Here is a 20,495-nt window from a genome sequence, read left to right on the forward strand (position 1 = left end):
GGCCCCGCCGGAGACGGCGGGGCCCCTTCTCGTACGGGCGTCAGAAGGTGTAGTTCGGGTTGACGTGCATGCACGCCTCTTCGTTCGCACCGTTGAGCGCCCCCGCCGACTCCGGCGTCTTCTCGTCGACGGCCTTGGCCGGGTACGCCCCGTCCTCGCGCCAGTCGGCACCCACGGCCAGCACGATGCCCGAGGCATCGGTCGACTTCTGCACCTGGGACACCGGGATCCCGAGCGCCTTGGCGACCGCCTGGGCGTCGGCCTCCATGTCCGCGCTGGGGTAGAGGATGCCGGTCCGGCCGGCCGCCGCGACGTTCTGGGAGTCGATCGAGGCCTTGGCGAAGCCCGCGTCCGTGAGCAGGTCCTTGACCGCGGTCGCACGGCCCTGTGCCGGACCGAGACCGTCGGTGCTGGTCGCGTTGCGCACGCTGACCGGGATCTCCGCGACGGGCGCGGCGACGTCCTTGGTGACGGGTGTCTTGCGCTTGGACGCCTTGCCGTCCAGCGGGATGTCCTCACGGACCATCCGGAACACCTGCTCGGCCTCACCGGCCTTGGGGAACACCCGGCCGGCCAGATCGCCCGTTCCGTAGACGTTCGGCATGGTCGTCATGGTGATGCGGTCGGTCGGGGCCTTCTTGAGCTCCTCCGCCAGGTCGTACAGCTTCTTGACGGTGTCCAGGCCCTTGTCGACCGTCAGCGCGCTGGTGGCCGCCTCGGCGAGCCCCATCAGCTTTCCGGGGTCGGTGAGCTTGGTGCCCTTGCGCAGCTCGCGCACCATCGAGTTCAGGTACTGGTGCTGGGCCTTGGCGCGGCCGAGGTCCGTGTTGTCCTCGAAGCCGTAGCGGGTGCGCAGCCACTGCAGGGCCTGCTTGCCCTTGACGGCGGTGGTGCCCTCCTCCAGCTTCAGCCCGGAGCCCTTGCCGTCCCTGCCGTGCGAGTGGATGTTGGCGTCGACACAGACCGGGACGCCGCCGATCGCGTCGGCCATCGAGACCACACCCGCGAAGTCGATCATCATGAAGTGGTCGATCGTGATGCCGGTGAGTTCGTACCAGGTGGCCACCGTGCACCCGGGCCCGCCACGGCCGAGGCTCTCGTTCGTCTGGACGGGCCTCGTGCTGGCCGGGTACACCTCGTCGGTTTTCGGGTCGGTGCACTTGGGCATCTTCAGCATGGTGTCGCGCGGCATGCTCACGACCGAGATGTTGCTGCGGTCCGCGGAGAGGTGCAGCAGCATCTGTACGTCGGCGAGCGGTGTGCCCCCGAAGGTCTCCTTGGCGCCGCCGAGCTTCTGGTTCGCCTTGGAGTCCCGGGCGTCGGACCCGATGATCAGGATGTTCAGCGGGGTCTGCCCGGCGGCGTTGGCCTTGTGGTCGGCCATGTCCTTGTCGCCGAGGGTCAGGTCCTCTTTCTTGATGTTGCCGTTGAGGTGCTTGTAGTAGAGGTATCCGGCTCCGCCGGTGCCGAGTATCAGCAGGGCGAGAACGGACGCGACCCAGCGCAGTACGCGCCGTTTGCCGCGTTTGTCGGCCCGCCTGGAACGGCGGTTCGGCCCGCCCTGGCGGTGCCCGCCCTCCGGCGGGGCGGACCGTTCCCGCCGGCCGTGACCGCCCCTTGCCGTTCTGCCGTCCTCCGTGTCACCGCTCCCGAGGGCACCGTCGACCGGGCCCTCGTGCCGGACGCGCGACCGCGTCCCCTCCCCAGGCGTGCTGCTCCGTCCCACCAGGACCCCCCTGCTGCTCAGACTTTCGCTGTGGCGCGACGACCCGTCGTCACTTCGCGCACTCTGCCTTGTCGGCGCTGGCCTTCTGAATGTCTTCCGGTGCCTTGGCCGGGCCGGTGACGGGCACCCCCGCGCCCTTGAAGTCGGCTCCCAGGGTCAGCACCATCGCCTGAAGGCCCTCGGCGTCGGCCGTTCCCTGCTTGAGTGCCGTGGCGGGCAGTCCCATGATCGCCGCGAGGGCGCGGGCCTGGTCCGCCTGGTCGGGCGCGTACGCCAGTGTCGTCAGGTCGATCTTCGCCGGGGCGTTCGCCTTGTTCGTGGCCTCCGGCACGCCCTGTTCGGTCTTCAGCCAGGTGACGGTCGCGTCCGCGGCACCGGCGATGCTGCCGCCGTTGAGGACATCGACGCGTATGTCGGCCGGATCGGCCTTGGCGCCCTTGAGCACCGCCTGCTGCTTGCTCCTGGCCGCCGTCTCCTTCTGCTTCACCTCGGTCAGGGAGGTGTCGGAGCGCATCATCGCGAAGAGCTGCTCCGACTTCTGCGGTTCCACGACCACGGTGATGGGCGTCGGCTCGGCCGGGTTGTCGATCACCGGCAGCGTGACGAAGGTGATGTTCTTGGTGTCGATCCTGCCCAGCTCCTGTGCGAGCGAGGTCAGCTTCTTGATCGACCCGATGCCGGAGTCGACCGTGAGCGCCTTGGTCGCCGCGTCCGCGAGGCTGAAGAGCTTCGTGGGGCTCGTCAGGGTGTCGTCGGACTTCATCTGCCGGATCATCGAGCCGATGAACTGCTGCTGCACCTTGATCCGGTCGAGGTCGCTCTGATTGCCGAAGCTGTGCCGGGTGCGGACGAAGGCCAGTGCCTGCTCGCCCTGGACGGTGGACTCACCGGCAGGCAGGTCGAGGTGCGAGTCGGGGTCCTTGATCGCCTTGGCCAGGCAGACCTTGACCCCGCCGACGGCCGTGGAGAGCTCTTTGACCGCGTTGAAGTCGACCATCATGAAGTGGTCGACGGAGAGGCCGGTGATCTTCTTGACCGTACGCATCGTGCAGCCCGGGTCGCGCCCTTCCTGGCCGAGGCTGACGTTGAACCGGACGTTCCGCGAGCCGGGTATGACCTTCTGCGAACCGTCCGGCTGCTTGGTGGTGCACTCCGGGATGTCCGTCATCAGGTCGCGGGGGATGCTCATCGCCGTGGCGTTGGTGCGGTCCGCGGAGACGTGGAAGAGGATGTTGGTGTCGGCGTGGCCGGTGCTGCCCTTGTCGCCGTAGCCCTCGTTGCCACTGCCGGTGCGCTTGTCCGTGCCGATGATCAGTATGTTCAGCGGCCCCTCGGCGGCGACGCTCTTGCTGCCGGCGTCACCGACGTCGACGGTGTCGAGGTTGCCGTCGAACTTCTGGTAGAGGGCGTACGCCCCCGCCGATCCGGCGACGATCACGAAGGCCATCACGCCGCCGGTCCACAGCAGGGCCTTCTTCCGCCGCGCCTTCGGCGATGTGCGCTTACGGCGCCCGGCCGGCACCTGCGGCTGCTCCCGGGTGTGCCCGCTCCGTGCGGAACGGCGGTTCCGCTGCTCGGGGACCTCGCGGAGGGGCTCGTTCCTGTTGTCGGAGCCGTAGTGGTCCGACGTACGGGAAGCGCCGGACGACTCTGTTCCGGAGTGACTCGGTCGCAATTCGTAATTGCCGGTCTGCGGGTTGAGCACCCACTGGTCGGCGGCGTCCATTTCGTCCGCCCGCCCACGGCTATGCGCGTCCACGGTTTCCTGAATCCTCCGTCGGTGCCAGGCGAGGCGCCTCCCCGACAGGGCGCTCGGTCTGTCGCTCCAGCAGTGCGCGGCCAGGGGGCCGTCGGCACCGGATCGCGTCACACTATCCGGCGGATTCGGCCATGGGCGGCGTGCGTGACATATTCCACGCGTCTTATAACCGGGCATTCTGCCTATTCCGCTCGGATTGCCGCCCATTGCTTGGCCATTGCTTTACTGGTCGCACAGGTCATCCGCAGCATTCGACCCCGAATAGGTGGGGGCCGGGGTCGGACTCCCGTCCGTACTGCCGGGCTTTCCGTCGGTGGATTCCTTCTCGGAACTGTGAGTCGGCTGTGAATCCCCCGCATTGTTCTCGTCGGCCGGGACCACGGCGACGGGCTCGTCCTTGCGCAACTGCTCGAACAGCCGGTCGGCGTCCGGCTGGACGAGTTCGTCCCGGTTCCGGTCGGCGCGGTAGGGCTGCCGGGGCACGGTCAGGAACTGCACCTTCTCCGTGGGGACGTTCCGCATGCCGCGCACCAGGTCGTACAGGTCCCTGAGCGAGTCCAGCCCCGGGTCGGTGGTGAGCGACTTCGTCGCCGCGTCCAGCACCGGGTACAGCCTCGTCGGGTTGAGCAGGACGCCGTTGCTCTGCATCTTGTTCACGAGGGCGCCCAGGAACTTCTGCTGGCGGTCCATCCGCTCGGTGTCGCTGCCGTCCCCGATCGACTTGCGGGCCCGTACGTACCCCAGCGCCTGCTCGCCGTCGAGCTTCTGGCGTCCCGCGGGGAGCTCGAGATGGGCGTCGTCGTCCTTGACCGGCTCCTTGAGGCAGACCTCGACGCCGTCCACGGCGTCGACCATGTCCTTGAAGCCGCTGAAGTCGATGACCATGTGGTGGTCGACGCGAATGCCCGTCATGTTCTCGACGGTGCGGATCGTGCAGGCGGTGCCGCCGAGCTCGAAGGCCCAGTTGAACTGGGCGAACTGCTTCTTGGTGGCCTTGCCGCCCGCGGGGTGACAGCTCGGGATGTCGACCATCAGGTCACGCGGGATGGACACCGCGGTGGCGCTCTTACGGTCGGCCGCGAGGTGCAGGAGGATCGTGGTGTCCGAGCGCTGGCTGCCGCCGTCGTCCCTGCCGTACTTGCGGTTGTCGCCCGACCGGGTGTCCGAGCCGATGAGCAGGATGTTCTGCGCGTCCATCGCGATCGCGGTGGGGCGCTCCTTCTCGTACGCCTTGAGCTCGGCGGCGGCGCTCGTGTCGGTCGTGATGTTGCCGTCGAGCTTCTTGTACAGCCACCAGCCGACGCCGGCGGCGACCAGCACGAGGAACGAGGCGGCGAGAGCGGTCCAGCGGAGCCAGTGCCGCCGGTGCCCGGGGATGCCGCCCTTGGGCCGGTCGGCCCAGGTCCGGATCCCGTCGTCATCGCCGTCGCTCTTGACGCCCTTGTCGCTCCCGGCACTTCCGTCGTCGCCGCCGGGGGCGGGCGGGCCGTCCTGCGGGGTTGCCCCGGAATCGTCCTGCGACCCTTCCTTCGGCCCGTCCTCGGCCGAGGAGTCCGGGCGGTCCGGTTGGTCCGGGCGGTCCGGGTCGGCAGGGGGTCCGGAGCTGTCGGTCACGTCTGCGTCCATCCTTCACGTTCGGCGGCGCGATGAGCCGCCGGTCGCAGGAGTAGACGGCTGAACCTCACGCTTGGTTGTGCATTCAGACGGAGTGGTCTGTACCGCCCGATCATGTACCGCAGCCGGTGCTCAGTCCCGGGGGCTCGGCCCGCCGTGGGCCGGACGGGTGGCCCACGGCGCGCTTGTCATACCGCGGTGCCGCTGACCCGCTCGCTCTCCACGCGCTTGGCCAGGCCGTCCTCGTCGAGCAGGCCGAGGTGGCGGCACAGGACCACGGAGCCCCCGGCGGCCAGCGGGGCGAAGAGACCGGCGGAGAGCCCTCCCCAGGTGTCGTACGAACGTCCCGTCAGCAGGCGCGACCCCGGCGTGAGGCCCAGTTCCGCCGCGTCCTCGCGGGCCCGTGCGACGAGCCGGTCCGCCGTCAGTTCGACGCCGTCCACGGCCAGGGCGGGTGCGGCGGGGTCCACCGGTGCGTACGGGGCGAAGCGGTCGCCCTGACCCGGCACCTCCACCGCGTAGTCCGCGAAGCCCTCGGGCGGCTGCGGGAAACGGCCGCCGAGGGGGCGCAGCGCCAGCGCGACCCGCTCGCCGCGGCAGGCGCGGGCACGGTCCAGCGTGTCCGGTCCGCTGACGACGAGATCGGCGGCGGCGGGGTCGCCCTGGACGTCGGCGACGACGCCCACCGACGAGCACGCGAGCAGCCAGACCGCGGACTGCCAGTGGGCGGGGAGCAGCAGCGCCAGCCGGTCGCCCGGTTCGGCGGCCAGGTCTCCCTGCAGCAGATTGGCGGTCTTGGCCACCCAATTGGCGAAGGTGGCCACCGACAGTTCGACGCGCTCTCCGGTTGCGTCGTCGTAGAAGGTGACCAGGGGGCGGGCCGGGTCCGCGGCGAGCGCGGATCGCAGCAGGTCGGCGGGGGTGCGATCACTGGCGTTCATCCGCGCAAGGGTACGCGGCCGGTACGGACGGGGCGGGGCGCGACGGGTGCCGCTTACACCGGATCGGCAGACGGGCCGTCAAGTGGGGGCGACCACACTCCAGTAGCCGGAGATGTCGGTTCTGTCCAGGATTCCCTGTATGCATGCACTTCTTGCAACCTCCATCGGCGTCACCTGCGCGGCGGCACTCACCCTGCCGCTCGCCGCGCCCGCGCCCGCCGCACCCGCTTCCGCCCCGGTCGCCCAGGCGGCTGCGGCAACCGCTGCCGAACCGTCGGGTTCGACGCAGTCCCTGCCCCTGCGACCGCTCACCGGCGCGACCTCACGGGCCACCGGTGAACCCACCGACTCCAGATCACTGTCCCCCGACTCGGCCCAGGGCCTGGGCAGGCACAACGCCCACCGCTTCTCCCTCGTCGGCGTGGTCTGGGACGACGCCGACGCCGAACTCCACGGAACCGTCCAGGTCCGCACCCGCTCGACCGGCACCTCGCGCTGGTCCGGCTGGCAGGACCTCGAGACACACAACGCCGACCACGGGGCCGACACCGGGAGCGCCGAGCGCGAATCCGCCACGGTCCGCGGTTCCACCGCCCCGCTCTGGGTCGGCGACTCCGACGGCGTCGAGGTACGCGTACGGGCCGAGGCCGCGCAGGACCGGGCCGGTATGTCGGCACCGCTCCCCGAGGGTCTGCGGGTGGAACTCGTCGACCCGGGCGACGACCCGCAGGAGCCCACCGCGGGCACCCCGGGCACCGGCACCGCCACGCCCGTCACGTCCCCCCAGCCCGGTGCGCTCCCCGGCGCCCTCACCGTGGCGGCGGCCGAGAGCTCCGCCGTGAACGCCGACCTCGCCCCGCTCGGCGCCACCGAGATCCCCGCCCTCAGCAAGGCCGAGTCCGAGGAACAGGCCGTCGTGGCAGCGGGCGCCAAGCCGTTCGTGGGACCACGCCCGCGCATCGTCACGCGCAAGGGCTGGGGCGCCGACGAGAGCCTGCGGGAGCGCAGCTTCGCGTACACCACGACCGTCAAGGCCGCCTTCATCCACCACAGCGCCACGGGCAACAACTACACCTGTGCCCAGGCGCCCTCGGTCCTGCGCAGTATCTACCGCTACCACGTCAAGAGCAGTGGCTGGCGCGACTTCGGCTACAACTTCGCCGTCGACAAGTGCGGAAACATCTACGAAGGACGCGCGGGAGGCGTGACGAAGGCCGTCCTCGGGGCACACACCCTCGGTTTCAACTCCAACAGCATGGGCATCGCGGTACTCGGAACGTACAGCTCGAAGAATCCGCCGGCCGCCTCCGTGACCGCGATCGCCAAGCTCACCGCCTGGAAGCTCGGTCTGTTCGGCCGTAACCCCAAGGCCAAGGTCACTCTCGTCTCGGGCGGCAGCGGCAAGTACAAGAAGGGTGCGAAGGCCAAGCTCAACGTCATCTCCGGTCACCGCGACGGTTTCGCAACCGAATGCCCCGGGAGCCGTCTCTACAAGAAGCTCGGCACGGCCCGGACCAGTTCGGCCAACCTGCAGGGCCGCTGACCGGGAGAGCTCCGAACGGTCTGCATACACTGGCCAGCCGATACGAGGCCCGGCCCCAGCAGGAAGCAGAGACGGTGCTGTGACAGAGGCAAGAGAAGCGATCCTCCTGGTAGGAGGCAAGGGCACCCGGCTGCGTCCGCTGACGGTGCACACCCCGAAGCCGATGGTTCCGGCGGCGGGCGTCCCGTTCCTCACGCACCAGCTGGCGCGTGCACGGGCAGCCGGGGTCGAGCACATCGTGCTCGCGACGTCCTACCTGGCGGAGGTGTTCGAACCGTACTTCGGTGACGGTTCGTCGCTCGGCCTCTCCATCGAGTACGTCACCGAGCACGAACCGCTCGGTACGGGCGGAGCCATCCGCAACGTGGCGTCGCGGCTGGCCTCCGGCCCGGACGAGCCCGTCCTCATCTTCAACGGGGACATCCTCACCGGTCTCGACATCCGGGCCCTGGTCACGTCGCACGCCACGTCGGGAGCGGACGTCTCCCTGCACCTCACGAGGGTGGAGGACCCGCGCGCCTTCGGCCTCGTACCGACGGACGCCACGGGCAGGGTGACGGCCTTCCTGGAGAAGCCGCAGACGCCCGAGGAGATAGTCACCGACCAGATCAACGCGGGGGCGTACATCTTCCGCAGGTCGGTCATCGACACCATCCCGGCCGGCCGGCCGGTCTCCGTGGAACGCGAGACCTTCCCCGGACTCCTCGCCTCCGGAGCCCATCTCCAGGGCATGGTCGACTCCACCTACTGGCTGGACCTCGGCACCCCGCAGGCGTTCGTACGCGGCTCCGCCGACCTGGTCCTGGGCCGCGCCCCGTCCCCGGCGGTGCCCGGCCGCTGCGGCGACCGCCTGGTGCTGCCCACGGCATCCGTGGCCGCAGACGCCAAACTCACCGGCGGCACGGTCATCGGCGAAGGCGCGCTGATCGGCGCGGGCGCGAGGATCACGGGCTCCACCGTCCTGGCGGGCGCGGTCGTCGAACCGGGGGCCGTGATCACCGACTCGCTGGTCGGGGCAGGCGCCAGGATCGGCAGCCGTACGGTGCTCGCCGGCGCGGTGATCGGGGACGGCGCACAGGTCGGCGCCGACAACGAACTGCGCGACGGGGTCCGCGTCTGGTGCGGTGCCGTCCTTCCGGACGCCTCGGTGCGTTTCTCGTCCGACGAGTAGGTTCCGTGCCGTCGGCCGTACCCTCGAAGGCAACCAACGACCGAGGACCTCATCCGTGGCAGGACGCTTCGTACCCCGCACCACCGCCGTGCCCCACCAGCTGCCGGCGGCGTCGGGCACGTCCGCCCCGCCCCGGGACCGGACCTGGACCCCGCAGGGTCCGCTGGATCTGCGGCTGGTCCTGAGCCCCCTGCGGCGGGGCCCCGTGGACCCCACGTACCGCTCCCTGTCCGACGGGTCGTTCTGGCGGGCCACCCGCACACCGGCCGGTCCCGGCACCCTCCGTGTCACGGCCGGCCGGGACGGCCGGATCGAGGCGGCGGCCTGGGGTCCTGGTGCGCAGTGGCTCCTGGACCGGCTGCCGGCGCTGCTCGGCGAGGGCGACGACCCGGATGCCTTCCGCCCGCGCCACCGGCTGGTCGCCGCGACCCACCGCAGCCGGCCCGGTCTGCGCCTGCTGCGCACCGGTCTGGTGATGGAGTCCCTGATTCCGTCGATCCTCGAACAGAAGGTCACCACCGACGAGGCCTACCGCGCCTGGCGCCTGCTGGTCCGCCGGTACGGCACCCCGGCGCCCGGCCCCCAGGACGGGCTGTTCGGCGCCCATGGCCTGTACGTCATGCCCGACGCCAGGACCTGGTCCCTGATCCCGTCCTGGGAATGGCATCGCGCGGGCGTCGACGCCAAGCGCTCCTCGACGATCCTGCGTGCCGTCCGGGTGGCCCGCCGGATGGAGGAAGCGGCCGCCATGGAACTCCCCGAGGCCATGGCCCGTCTGGAGCTGATCCCGGGCATCGGCCCCTGGACCGCGGCGGAGACCCTGCAGCGCTCGAACGGCGCCGCCGACGCGGTCACGGTCGGCGACCTCCACCTCCCGGGCATCGTCGGCCATGCCCTGGCGGGCAACAGGAACGCCGACGACGAGGAGATGCTGGCCCTCCTGGCCCCGTACGAGGGCCAGCGGCACCGGGCGACGCGCCTGATCATGCTGTCGGGCCGCACCCCGGCCCGCCGGGCCCCGCGCATGACACCGGGCGACATCGCCCGTCTCTGAGGGCCCGGGCGGGGAGACCCCCGCCCGCCTCACCTCACCGCGAGGAACTCCTCCACCTCGCGCGGGCCCCGCTCGCGCGGCGCTCCCGCCGCGTGCCCCACGGCCACCGCGCCCAGCGGATCCCATGAGTCCGGAAGATCGAGCACCTCGCGCACCACGTCCCGGCAGAACATCGTCGAGGACACCCATGCCGAGCCGAGCCGCTCCCCGGCCAGCGCCACCAGGAAGTTCTGGACGCCCGCGCCGGCCGCGACGACGAACATCTCGCGCTCCGCGGCGTCCCTGCGCTCGTCCCCGTACGTGTGCGAGCCGTCCATCACCAGGCACGGCACCGCCAGATACGGCGCGTTGCGCAGGACGTCACCCCGCCGCACCCGCTTGGCGATGGACTCCTCGCTCCGGCCGTCCCGGCGCAGGTCCGCGATCCACGCGTCCCGCATCGCGTCGAGCAGCCGGGTCCGTGAGTCGGCCGACTCCAGCAGGACGAACCGCCACGGCGTCGTGTGGTGCGGGGCCGGAGCCGTCACCGCCGCCGCCACCGCACGCCGTACGGCCCCCGGGTCCACCGGTTCGTCCGTGAACTCGCGCACCGTGCGCCGCAGATACAGCGCCTCCCGTACCGCCTCGGACGTTCCCAGCCGGAACATGTCGTCGGCCGCGACCCGCACCATGTCCCGGGCGCCGCCCCCGGTGTCCGCCGTGGACGTCACATGGGCCAGCCCCCGCACCACGGCGACCGGCAGCCCCGACGCCTTGCCCTTCACCAGGTCACCGGCCGAGGCAAGCTCGTCGGCCGTGGCGACCACGGTCGCGCTCAGCGGATTGCCGTACGCGTCCGTGCCGCCCCGGAGGTCGTCCAGCACCCTGACTCCGGCCGCCCCGATCGCGACATCGGTCAGGCCGTTGCGCCAGGGGCGCCCGAAGGTGTCCGTGACGACGACCCCGACCTCGACCCCGAGCGTGTCGCGCAGCCCGTCCCGGATGGCCCGTGCGGAGGCGTCCGGGTCCTCGGGGAGCAGCAGTACGGTGCCGGCGGGGGTGTTGGAGGCGTCGACCCCGGCCGCGGCCATGACGAGGCCCTGCCGGTTCTCCACGATCCGCAGTGTTCCGCGCCGGGCGACCACGCGGACGGTCTCGGCGTCGATCGCCGCCTCACGGTCGGCCGCCTCGACGATCCGGCCCTCCGCCTTGGAGACGATCTTCGAGGTGACGAGCAGGACGTCGCCGTCCACGAGCCCCGGGTCCGTGGTGGCGATCAGCTTGGCGATGTCGTCACCCGCCCGCACCTCTGGCATCCCGGGCAGCGCCCACACCCGGTACGAGGGTGCCTCGGCAGGTCCGCGGCTCACGCCCGTACCTCCTCGGCGAGTGTCAGCGCCTGCCGCGCCATCTCGGCGGTCGCGTCGACGTCCGTCATCATCAGCGGCACGGCGCGGCAGCGGATCCCGGCAGCCTCGACCTCGGCCACGGACCCGGCGTCCACGGTGTCGACGAGCCAGCCGTCGAGCAGTCCCGAGCCGTAGTGCTGGGCGACGGCCGCGGCCGTCGCTTCGACGCCGACCGCGGCCAGCACCTTGTCGGCCATGCCGCGCACGGGTGCGTCACCGACGATGGGGGAGAGTCCGACGACCGGCACCCCGGCCTCGGCGATCGCCTCCCGGATACCGGGCACGGCCAGGATGGTCCCCACCGAGACGACGGGATTGGACGGCGGGAAGACGATGACGTCGGCCTCGGCGATGGCTTCGAGCACTCCCGGCGCGGGCTTCGCCTGCTCGGCGCCGACCGGCACGATCGCCTGCGCCGTGACGGAGGCGCGCAGCTTCACCCAGTACTCCTGGAAGTGGATGGCCCTGCTCTCGCCGTCGACGTCGACGGCCACGTGCGTCTCGACGCGGTCGTCGGACATCGGGATCAGCCGGACCCCCGGCTTCCAGCGCGCACAGAGCGCCTCGGTGACCGCGCTCAGCGGATAGCCCGCGCCGAGCATCTGGGTACGGACGATGTGGGTCGCGAAGTCACGGTCGCCGAGCCCGAACCACTCGGGTCCCACGCCGTACGCCGCGAGTTCTTCCTTGACCTGGAAACTCTCGTCCGTACGCCCCCAGCCCTGCTCCTCGTTGATGCCACCGCCGAGGGTGTACATCACGGTGTCCAGGTCGGGGCAGACCTTCAGCCCGAACAGATGGATGTCGTCGCCGGTGTTGCCGATCACCGTGATGTCCGCGTCAGGGGCGGCCTGTTTGAGGCCACGCAGGAAACGAGCACCACCGATACCGCCGGCCAGAACCACAATGCGCATGAGGACCAGTCTGTCAGGCGGGGCCCGGTCCTCGTGGGGGTGGTGGGGACTGCGGCGTCAGGCGGGTACGGCGTCCAGGGCCGCCGGGGCGCACTGCGCGGTGTGCATCGGCATGTCGGTCAGACCCGGGTAGTAGATGTGCAGGCTGACGGCCGGTTCGAGCGAGTCGTTGACGACCTCGTGGACGTAGCCGGGCGCGAACACGCGCTGTGAGCCTGCGCCGAGCGTCCGTGTCCCGCGCTCCGTGCGCTCGGTCAGTTCGCCTTCCAGGACGGTGAGTACACCCGAGGACAGGCCGTGGTCGTGGAGCCCGCTGCCCTGGCCGGGAACCCAGCTGAGCAGCCACACCTCGTAGCCGAGCGGGGTATCCCCGGCCGGGGAGGAACCGGGGGCCGCGGGAACGCTCTGCAGCCGGTGGTACCAGCGGGTGGTGGTGTCGTACCGGACGAGGTGTGCCCACCGGGACCGGTCCGCGGCGATGGAGCGGGCCATGCCGACGAACTCGGCCACGGTGGAGGGATGGGTGCGGGCCGGCCGGAGGAGGTGCTGAACCTCGAGGATGTCGCCGGCGATCGAGAGGTCGCTGTCGCTGCTGTTCATGGGTGCGGTGGTTCCTCGGCATGGGGATACATGTGCGGGGGGAGTCGCGGAGACCCGAAAGCGGGGAAAGAGAGCTGGATCAGAGCTGGAGCGCTACGGCTTCAACAGCTGTGACAGCTGGAACAGCAACAGCGGGCCTGGACAGCCGTACGGAACCCACGGACGTGGGTCGGGTACATGGCTGTCATCGCTGGCATGCAGTCAAGGAGACCGGCTTGCTCGTCCTTCTGTCAACCCAATGCCCGAATTGGCGGCAATGTTTCACCCCATCCGGTTGCAGTGGATGGAGAAAGGTTTTGGCAGTTGCGGGACAGGCAAGGTGGCGCATCAACCGCATGAGTAAACGCGGTTGAGTATCCGTGACCCGACTGTGATCTTGATCCCTTCGGTGATCGAATCGCAACATCGGGGCAACCCCGGTCGTCTCACTCGGTGAGAAGCGGCGCGGAGCCAGGCCGATGGCATATGTCAGGTTTTTGGTGATTTGAACACTTTCCGCATAGGCTTGGTTCCGCAGAGTGAATACCAGGGCCAATAGCAGATCTTCGCTTGACTGGCCCGGAGCTACACACTTGTAATTTCACTCGTGTCGTTCGGCCGCATCGGTAACGGCTGCATCACGGGGACGCAAGAGACAGACGAGGGGCGCACATGACCGAGCTGTTCCAGCAACTGCTGGTCGAGGACGCGGACGAGGAACTCGGCTGGCAGGAGCGCGCACTGTGCGCGCAGACAGACCCCGAGTCCTTCTTTCCGGAGAAGGGCGGATCCACCCGCGAGGCGAAGAAGGTCTGTCTCGCCTGCGAAGTCCGTTCCGAATGCCTTGAGTACGCCCTCAACAACGACGAACGGTTCGGTATCTGGGGCGGCCTCTCCGAGCGTGAGCGGCGACGCCTCAAGAAGGCCGCCATCTGAACCGCACCACCGCAGACCACGGACGCCGGTGGCCCGTGGTTCGCGCCCTGCGCACAGGGCGCGAACCACGGGCCACCGGCATGTCCGGACGCCTCCGGCTCCCGCCGTCGAACCGCTCGGCACGGGGCGCACACCCGTACCGTTAGTGTGGGGCCCCGTCCGAGAGACGCGCCAACGCCCCGCCGGGGCGCGCGTGTACACCGATGCAGCCCCCGGGGGGATCCCCCTCCGGACCCGGCCGGAGGGCCCGTACCTCGATGTCCGTGCACAGCACCTCGGCGGCGCCGAACGCGGTCGCCGCCGCCCCAGAGTTCCCCCGGCACGTCGTCACCGCCGTGCTCGTCTCCCACGACGGCGCACGCTGGCTGCCCGATGTGCTCGCCGGGCTGCTCGGGCAGGAACGCCCCGTACAGAACGTCGTCGCCGCCGACACCGGGAGCGCCGACGACTCCGCACGGCTGGTCACCGAGGCCCTGGGCGGCGAACGCGTCCTGCACCTCGCACGCCGTACGAACTTCGGCACGGCCGTCGACGAGGCGAGCCGCACGGCCGGCGTCCTCACCCCCGACGACCTTCCGTACCTCAAGCGCCCCAGCGGCTGGGACCCGGTCAGCCGGACATGGCGCGACGACGCGTACGACATGCCGGAGCTCCCGCACGGCGAACCCGTCCAGTGGCTCTGGCTGCTGCACGACGACAGCGCACCCGAGCCGGACGCGCTCGCCGAGATGCTGCGCGTCGTCGACAACGACAGGCACGCGGCGATCGTCGGGCCCAAGCTGCGCGGCTGGTACGACCGCAAGCAGCTGCTCGAGGTCGGCGTCTCCATCGCCAACAGCGGACGCCGCTGGACCGGACTCGACCGGCGCGAGCAGGACCAGGGCCAGCACGACCAGGTCCGTACCGTGCTCTCCGTCTCCTCCGCGGGCATGCTCATCCGCCGCGACGTCTGGGACGAGCTCGGCGGCTTCGACCGCAGACTCCCGCTGATGCGTGACGACGTCGACCTGTGCTGGCGGGCCCACATGGCCGGCCACAGGGTGCTCGTCGCACCCGACGCGATCCTGCGGCACGCCGAGGCCTCCGCGAGGGAACGCCGGCCCATCGACTGCGCCGGACGCTCCGTCTCGAGCCCGCACCGCGTCGACAAGGCGGGCGCGGTCTACACGATGCTCGTCAACTCCCGCGGCAAGCAGTTGCCCTGGGCCCTGCTCCGCCTCGTTCTCGGCACCCTGCTCCGCACCCTCGCCTACCTCGTCGGAAAGGTCCCCGGGCAGGCGCTCGACGAGGTCGCCGGACTCTTCGGCACCCTGCTGCGCCCCGGGCGGATCTTCTCGGCCCGCCGCGCCCGCGGAAAGGGAGCCGTGGACGCCGCCGAGCTGCGTTCGCTCTTCCCGCCGCCCGGCGCGACCGTCCGCGCGACCGTCGAACAGGTCGCGGGCAACTTCGGCAGCCGCACCGACTCCGACTCCGGCGGCTCACGGCACGGAGCCGTCGAGTCCGGGCCCGGCGGTGACGACGCCGACTTCCTGGAGATCGAGCAGTTCGCACGGCTCAAGAGGATCGGCCGCAAGCCCGGCCCCGTGCTCTTCGTGCTGCTCCTCCTCGTCTCGCTCGTCGCCTGCCGCAGCCTCCTGGGCGGCGGCGCACTCGTGGGCGGCGCCCTGCTGCCCGCACCCGCGGACGTCTCCGACCTCTGGGGGCGCTACGCGGACGGCTGGCACCCGGTCGGCACGGGCGGCACGCAGACCGCACCGCCCTACCTCGCCGTGATCGCCGCACTGTCGGCACTGTTCCTCGGCTCCACCGGCTTCGCGCTGACCCTGCTGCTGGTCTGCTCGGTACCGCTCGCCGGACTCACCGCCTACTTCGCCTCCCGGCCGCTGATCGAATCCCGGCTGCTGCGGGCCTGGGCGAGCATCGCGTACGCCTTCCTGCCCGCCGCCACCGGAGCGCTGGCCACCGGCCGCCTCGGCACCGCCGTACTGGCCGTCCTGCTCCCGCTGATCGCCCGCGCGGCCGTCGCCGCGTACGGGCTGCGCGGCGACGGCGGAACGGCGCGCGGCAGCTGGCGTGCCACCTGGGCGTACACGCTGCTGATCACCTTCGCGATGGCCTTCACCCCGATCGTCTGGCCGCTCGCCGTGACCCTCGGCATCGGGGTGCTCGTCCTGCGCCGGGGCGACATCACCGCGTACGGGCTGCGCTTCCTGGCCACGGTCGGCACTCCGCTGCTGGTCCTCGCGCCCTGGTCGCTGTCCCTGCTCTCCAGCCCGTCCGGCTTCCTCAGGGAGGCCGGCCTCGACATCGGTACGGGAACGGCGTCCGCGCTCGACCTGCTCGGCATCAGCCCCGGTGGCCCCAAGGCCGCGGGCGGCATCCTGCTGCTCGGCATCGTGCTGGCGGCACTGGCCGCCCTGCTGCGCGGGGAGAGGCAGTTCGCGATCCGTGCCGCCTGGGCCGCCGCGCTCGTCGGGCTGGCCTTCGCCGGCCTCTCCAACGGCTCCACCTGGGCGGGCCCCGCCACCCTCGTCTACGGGACCGCGCTGATCGCCGCCGCGCTGCTCGGCGCCGACGGCGCCCGCGTACGGGTGACCGCGCTCAGCTTCGGCTGGCGTCAGCCGGTCGCCGCACTGATCGCCCTGGCTGCCGGAATCGCGCCCGTGCTGGCCGCTGCCGGCTGGATGATCGGCGGCGCGGCCGGACCGCTGGAGCGCCGGGACCCGGTGCAGGTGCCCGCGTTCGTCGCGGAGGAGAGCACCACCCGCGACCAGCCGCGCACCCTGGTCCTCGGCGGCACGTCACCGGCCGCCGTGTCCTACAGCCTGGTCCGTGGCTCGGGCGCCCGCCTCGGCGACGCCGAGCTCACCGAAGCGGGCGGCAGCAACGCCCACCTCGACAAGGTCGTCGCCAACCTGGTCGCGGGCTCCGGTGCCGACCAGGGCGGTCAGCTGAGCGGCTTCGCGATCCGCTACGTCCTCGTGCGGGACGGCGCACCGCGCCAGATGAGCCGCGTGCTCGACTCCACCCCGGGCCTGAGCAGGCTCAGCCAGCTGGACGGCAGCGCCCTGTGGCGCGTCGACCGCCAGGTCGCCCGCGTCATGATCGTCCCGTCGTCCGGGGCGAGCGGCGAGGAGGCCGCGCAGGTGCCGGTCGGCTCGCTCGCCGTCGAAGCCCACTCCAAGATCCCGGAGGGCGGCTCCGGCCGGATCCTGCGGATCGCCGACGCGGCGGACCCGGGCTGGCAGGCCACGCTGAACGGCCGTGCGCTGACCCCCAAGACTGTGGACGGCTGGGCGCAGGGCTTCGAGCTCCCGTCCGGGGGCGGCACGCTGGACCTCACGTACGACAGCTCGGTCACGCACACCGCCTGGATCTGGGCGCAGGTGGCGCTCGGCGTCGTCCTGCTGGTCCTGGCACTGCCGGGCCGCCGCCGGGAGATCGACGACGACCTGCCCGAGGAGGCGGTGGCCGCCGGGGCCGAGGCGCTCACCGGAGACGGACGCCGGGCGCGCAGGCTCCGTGCGGCGGCCGAGGCCGAGGCCGCGGCGGCGGGGGAGGACGGCGCGGAGACCCCGTACGAGGTTCCGTACGGCCAGGACGACGCAGCCGCTCCGGCCGCCCCGGAGCCGGCAGGAGCGCCCGGGGAGTACATCCCGGCGCAGCAGAGCGCCGATCCGTACGCGGCTGCCCCCGAGGACCAGGACAGGACCGGCACGTACGCGGCGATCCCGCAGCAGAACTACGGGGAGTGGGACGCGCAGCAGTACCAGGGCGCCGACTACAGCCAGTACCAGGGCGAGCAGTACCAGGCCCAGCAGTACCAGGGTGAGCAGTACCAGGGCGGGCAGGACGCCGGCCAGTACGGCGCCGGCCAGTACGGCGCCGGTCAGTACGGCGGCGAGCAGTATCAAGGGGCCGACCCGTACGGGACCGGCCAGTACCAGCCGGACCCGTACCAGCAGGGCGCCTACGACCCGTACGGCTATGCCCAGCAGCAGCCCCAGGCGCCGGGCACGGGCGAAGGCGCCCCGTACGACGCACATGACGAGAACAACGCTCCGGGCGAGGGCCCGTGGCCGTCCGGCAACGCATCGCGAGGCGAGTCCGAGTGAAGTCCACCCCCCTGTCCCTCATCGCGGGCACCGTCGCCCTCGCCGCCGTCACCGGCTTCGCCGCGCTCACCGCGCCGGGCGACGCGGACACCCCGGAGGCCGGGTCCGCCGCCAGGCTCCCCGTCGAGCGCTCCAGCCTGCTCTGCCCCTCGCCGGGCGGCTCCGAACTGTCGGACACGACGTACACGTCCTTCACCCCGGCGGGGGAGAGCGACGGCGAGGCCGGCACCGCCGAGCTGAAGCCGTCCGTGGCACTCCCGGTGGACGAGGAGGCGCCGGCCGGCACGGAGAAGGACGAGCCGGCCGACAAGGAGAAGGACAAGGAGAGCGAGAAGGACGAGGCCGAGGAGAAGGCCGCGGCCGACAAGCCCGTCATCACGCTCAAGGAGTCCGGCAAGCCGGCCACCGCCGAGACGTCCGATGCCGACGCTCCCGCACTGGTCGGCACCGCCACCGGCCGGCTGGCACCCGGCTGGGCCGCCCAGCAGACCACCACGTCCCTCGCCGGCGGCTCCCGCGGCCTTCTCGGCGTCAGCTGCTCCGGGCCGGACACGGACTTCTGGTTCCCGGGCGCGAGCACCGCGGCGACGCGCCAGGACTACGTCCATCTGACCAACCCCGACGACACCGCGGCCGTCGCCGACATCGAGCTGTACGGCCCCGAGGGCTCGCTCAAGTCCGATGTGGGCGAGGGCATCACGGTCCCGGCGAGGTCGAGCGTCCCGATGCTGATCTCGACCCTGAGCACAGAGGCCGTCGACGATGTGACCGTCCATGTCACCACCCGGACGGGACGCGTCGGCGCCGTCGTCAAGGCCGCGGACGACAAGGCGGGCAGTGACTGGCTGGCGGCGTCCGAGGACCCGGCGGGCACTCTCGTGATGCCCGGCATCCCGGCCGACGCCACCTCCGTACGGCTGGTGGCCTTCGCGCCCGGCGACGACGACGCCGATGTGAAGGTGCAGCTGATGGGGAAGAGCGCGACGTTCTCACCGGCCGGGAGCGACACCCTGCACATCAAGTCGCAGATGACCGCGAGCATCGACCTCAAGAACGTCACGCGCGGGGAGCCCGGATCGCTCCGGCTGTCGCCCGCACAGGGCTCGACGACCCCGATCGTGGCCGCGCTGCGCGTGGTGCGGGGCACCGGTGACAAGCAGGAGATCGCCTACATTCCGGCGACCGGCCCGGTGGGCGAGCGGGCGAGCGTGGCCGACAACCGGGCGAAGGGATCGGTGCTTTCCCTCACCGCGCCCGGCGAATCCGCCAAGGTCAAGGTGACGGCGTCCGCGGGCAGCGGGGGCGGCGAACCGACCGTCAAGACGTACACGGTCAAGGGCGGTACGACGCTCGAGGTGACCCCGGAGATCCCGTCCGGGCTCAAGGGCGGCTACGCGCTGACGGTCGAGACGGAATCGGGCGGCCCGGTGTATGCCGCCCGCACCCTGACGCTCGCGCAGGACGGCATCCAGATGTTCACCGTCCAGACGCTGCCGGACGACGGCGGCACGGTCGAGGTGCCCGCGGCGGAGCAGGACCTCTCGGTCCTGGACGACTGAGGTGCCCCGCGCCGCGGGCAGGCGTCATTCCTGCCCGTAGCGCGGGTCCACCGATTCGGGTGAGAGCCCGAGCAGCTCCGCGACCTGTTCCACGACGACCTCGTGCACCAGCATGGCCCGCTCGTCACGGTTCTTGGTGCGGATCTCGACCGGGCGCCGGTACACGACGATCTGCGCGGGCTGTCCCTTCGCCGAAGGCACCGAACGCCCCAGCGGCACGGTGTCCTCCAGTGCCCCCGGCACATCGAGAACGAGGAAGTCGACGTCGGCCAGCTGCGGCCAGCGCCGTTCCAGCCGTTCCACCGAGTCCTGGACGAGATCGCGGAAACTCTCCCCCCTGCTGGCCGACAGCGGCACCTGGGGCGGGGCGACCGGCCCGCGCATGCCGCGGCCATGGCGGTCGCGGCGGCGGTGCCGCGGCTCGGGCGGGTGGGGCGGTACGGGACTGTCCATCACCGACGCAGCGTAACTCTCCGCAGGATCCACGGATCACGGCTGCTCCGCAGGTGGGCCCAATGTCCACACGTGAGCATTCCGGCCAAGGTTGAGTCCGTATCAGGCCCCTGCGGCGACCGTTGACCCTCCGTCGGGTGACCGCTTGTGTCCCCTCCGGCGTCCGAAGGGAACCGGGGACGTCGGTACGTCCCGGCCGCCGCGCAGGTCAGGGCGGCCGTACGGAGACCGTCGGGGGAGACCTCGCGGGGCGACACGGTGGTGTGACCTCAGGGAGAGTCGTCGCAGCCCGCTCAAGAGTGCGGTACCGTCCAACATCGTGAGCCCTGTACGTCGCTGTTCGCGAACCGCGTGCGGCCGTCCCGCCGTCGCGACACTGACGTACGTCTATGCCGACTCGACCGCGGTCCTCGGCCCGCTCGCCACCTATGCCGAGCCCCACTGCTACGACCTCTGCGCCGAGCACGGTGAGCGGCTGACCGCGCCGCGCGGCTGGGAGGTCGTGAGGCTCTCCGACCCCTCGGCCCCCACGCGCCCCAGCGGTGACGATCTCGAAGCGCTCGCCAACGCGGTACGGGAAGCGGCGAGGCCGCACGAGCGGGGTGGCGACAGCGGTGGCCGCGGGCCGCGTGCCGCGGACCCGGTGGAGGTCGCACGCCGAGGTCATCTGCGGGTCCTCCGGTCCCCGGACAGCTGACACTCCGCCGTTCCGGCTCCTGGCCAAGTTGGTTCCTCTTTCAAGT

Annotated in this window: 15 protein-coding genes; 7 read left to right on the forward strand and 8 right to left on the reverse strand. The window is 71.4% G+C overall.

The window, feature by feature from the left end; genetic code table 11:
* Window positions 1-40 precede the first annotated feature (40 nt).
* The 4 genes from OG257_RS23280 to OG257_RS23295 form a co-directional block, all read right to left on the reverse strand.
* Window positions 41-1,726: an LCP family protein gene (locus tag OG257_RS23280; protein ID WP_329210351.1), complete on the reverse strand. Its 1,686-nt coding sequence runs from the start codon at window positions 1,724-1,726 to the stop codon at window positions 41-43.
* A gap of 49 nt (window positions 1,727-1,775) precedes the next feature.
* Window positions 1,776-3,485 carry an LCP family protein gene (locus tag OG257_RS23285; protein ID WP_329210352.1) on the reverse strand — a complete coding sequence of 570 codons (1,710 nt, stop codon included), beginning with the start codon at window positions 3,483-3,485 and terminating at the stop codon, window positions 1,776-1,778.
* A 222-nt stretch (window positions 3,486-3,707) separates the two neighbouring features.
* Window positions 3,708-5,111, reverse strand: a complete 1,404-nt coding sequence (locus OG257_RS23290; RefSeq protein WP_443054469.1) for an LCP family glycopolymer transferase — start codon at window positions 5,109-5,111, stop codon at window positions 3,708-3,710.
* Window positions 5,112-5,287: 176 nt separating this feature from the next.
* Window positions 5,288-6,040, reverse strand: coding sequence for a TIGR03089 family protein (locus OG257_RS23295; RefSeq protein ID WP_329210356.1), 753 nt, complete (start codon window positions 6,038-6,040; stop codon window positions 5,288-5,290).
* 139 nt (window positions 6,041-6,179) lie between these two features.
* Between OG257_RS23295 and OG257_RS23300 the strand changes: the two genes are divergently transcribed.
* The 3 genes from OG257_RS23300 (at window position 6,180) to OG257_RS23310 (ending at window position 9,808) form a co-directional block, all read left to right on the forward strand.
* Complete coding sequence (locus OG257_RS23300; RefSeq protein WP_329210358.1) at window positions 6,180-7,583, forward strand: peptidoglycan recognition protein family protein; 1,404 nt, start codon at window positions 6,180-6,182, stop codon at window positions 7,581-7,583.
* 79 nt (window positions 7,584-7,662) lie between these two features.
* On the forward strand, window positions 7,663-8,754 hold the full coding sequence (locus OG257_RS23305; RefSeq protein ID WP_329210360.1) for an NDP-sugar synthase: 1,092 nt from the start codon (window positions 7,663-7,665) through the stop codon (window positions 8,752-8,754).
* A 55-nt stretch (window positions 8,755-8,809) separates the two neighbouring features.
* Window positions 8,810-9,808 carry a DNA-3-methyladenine glycosylase family protein gene (locus OG257_RS23310; protein ID WP_329210362.1) on the forward strand — a complete coding sequence of 333 codons (999 nt, stop codon included), beginning with the start codon at window positions 8,810-8,812 and terminating at the stop codon, window positions 9,806-9,808.
* A gap of 29 nt (window positions 9,809-9,837) precedes the next feature.
* On the opposite strand, the gene OG257_RS23315 is transcribed toward OG257_RS23310, so the two are convergent.
* Genes OG257_RS23315 through OG257_RS23325 form a run of 3 tightly spaced genes read right to left on the reverse strand, consistent with a single transcriptional unit; the run spans window position 9,838 to window position 12,710 of the window.
* A complete protein-coding gene (locus OG257_RS23315) occupies window positions 9,838-11,103 on the reverse strand; it encodes a coenzyme F420-0:L-glutamate ligase (RefSeq protein ID WP_383803549.1) in 1,266 nt (421 codons plus the stop codon).
* Window positions 11,104-11,153: 50 nt separating this feature from the next.
* Window positions 11,154-12,110, reverse strand: a complete 957-nt coding sequence (gene cofD, locus OG257_RS23320; protein WP_329210366.1) for a 2-phospho-L-lactate transferase — start codon at window positions 12,108-12,110, stop codon at window positions 11,154-11,156.
* A 57-nt stretch (window positions 12,111-12,167) separates the two neighbouring features.
* Window positions 12,168-12,710 carry a cysteine dioxygenase gene (locus tag OG257_RS23325; protein ID WP_329210368.1) on the reverse strand — a complete coding sequence of 181 codons (543 nt, stop codon included), beginning with the start codon at window positions 12,708-12,710 and terminating at the stop codon, window positions 12,168-12,170.
* A gap of 651 nt (window positions 12,711-13,361) precedes the next feature.
* Between OG257_RS23325 and OG257_RS23330 the strand changes: the two genes are divergently transcribed.
* The 3 genes from OG257_RS23330 (at window position 13,362) to OG257_RS23340 (ending at window position 19,299) form a co-directional block, all read left to right on the forward strand.
* A complete protein-coding gene (locus tag OG257_RS23330) occupies window positions 13,362-13,625 on the forward strand; it encodes a WhiB family transcriptional regulator (RefSeq protein ID WP_031093859.1) in 264 nt (87 codons plus the stop codon).
* 257 nt (window positions 13,626-13,882) lie between these two features.
* Window positions 13,883-17,740 (forward strand): glycosyltransferase family 2 protein, encoded by a 3,858-nt coding sequence (locus OG257_RS23335; RefSeq protein ID WP_329210370.1) that lies wholly within the window; start codon window positions 13,883-13,885, stop codon window positions 17,738-17,740.
* The gene (locus OG257_RS23340; protein WP_329210372.1) at window positions 17,737-19,299 is read left to right on the forward strand and encodes a DUF5719 family protein; all 1,563 of its coding nucleotides are present in this window, start codon (window positions 17,737-17,739) and stop codon (window positions 19,297-19,299) included. The genes OG257_RS23335 and OG257_RS23340 overlap by 4 nt, the downstream gene beginning before the upstream one ends.
* 24 nt (window positions 19,300-19,323) lie before the next feature.
* On the opposite strand, the gene OG257_RS23345 is transcribed toward OG257_RS23340, so the two are convergent.
* Window positions 19,324-19,752, reverse strand: coding sequence for a metallopeptidase family protein (locus OG257_RS23345; RefSeq protein ID WP_329215307.1), 429 nt, complete (start codon window positions 19,750-19,752; stop codon window positions 19,324-19,326).
* Window positions 19,753-20,071: 319 nt separating this feature from the next.
* Here OG257_RS23345 and OG257_RS23350 point away from each other — a divergent pair, with 319 nt between their 5' ends.
* A complete protein-coding gene (locus OG257_RS23350) occupies window positions 20,072-20,449 on the forward strand; it encodes a DUF3499 domain-containing protein (RefSeq protein ID WP_329210374.1) in 378 nt (125 codons plus the stop codon).
* Window positions 20,450-20,495 lie beyond the last annotated feature (46 nt).

Source organism: Streptomyces sp. NBC_00683 (genome assembly GCF_036226745.1).
GTDB lineage: Bacteria > Actinomycetota > Actinomycetes > Streptomycetales > Streptomycetaceae > Streptomyces.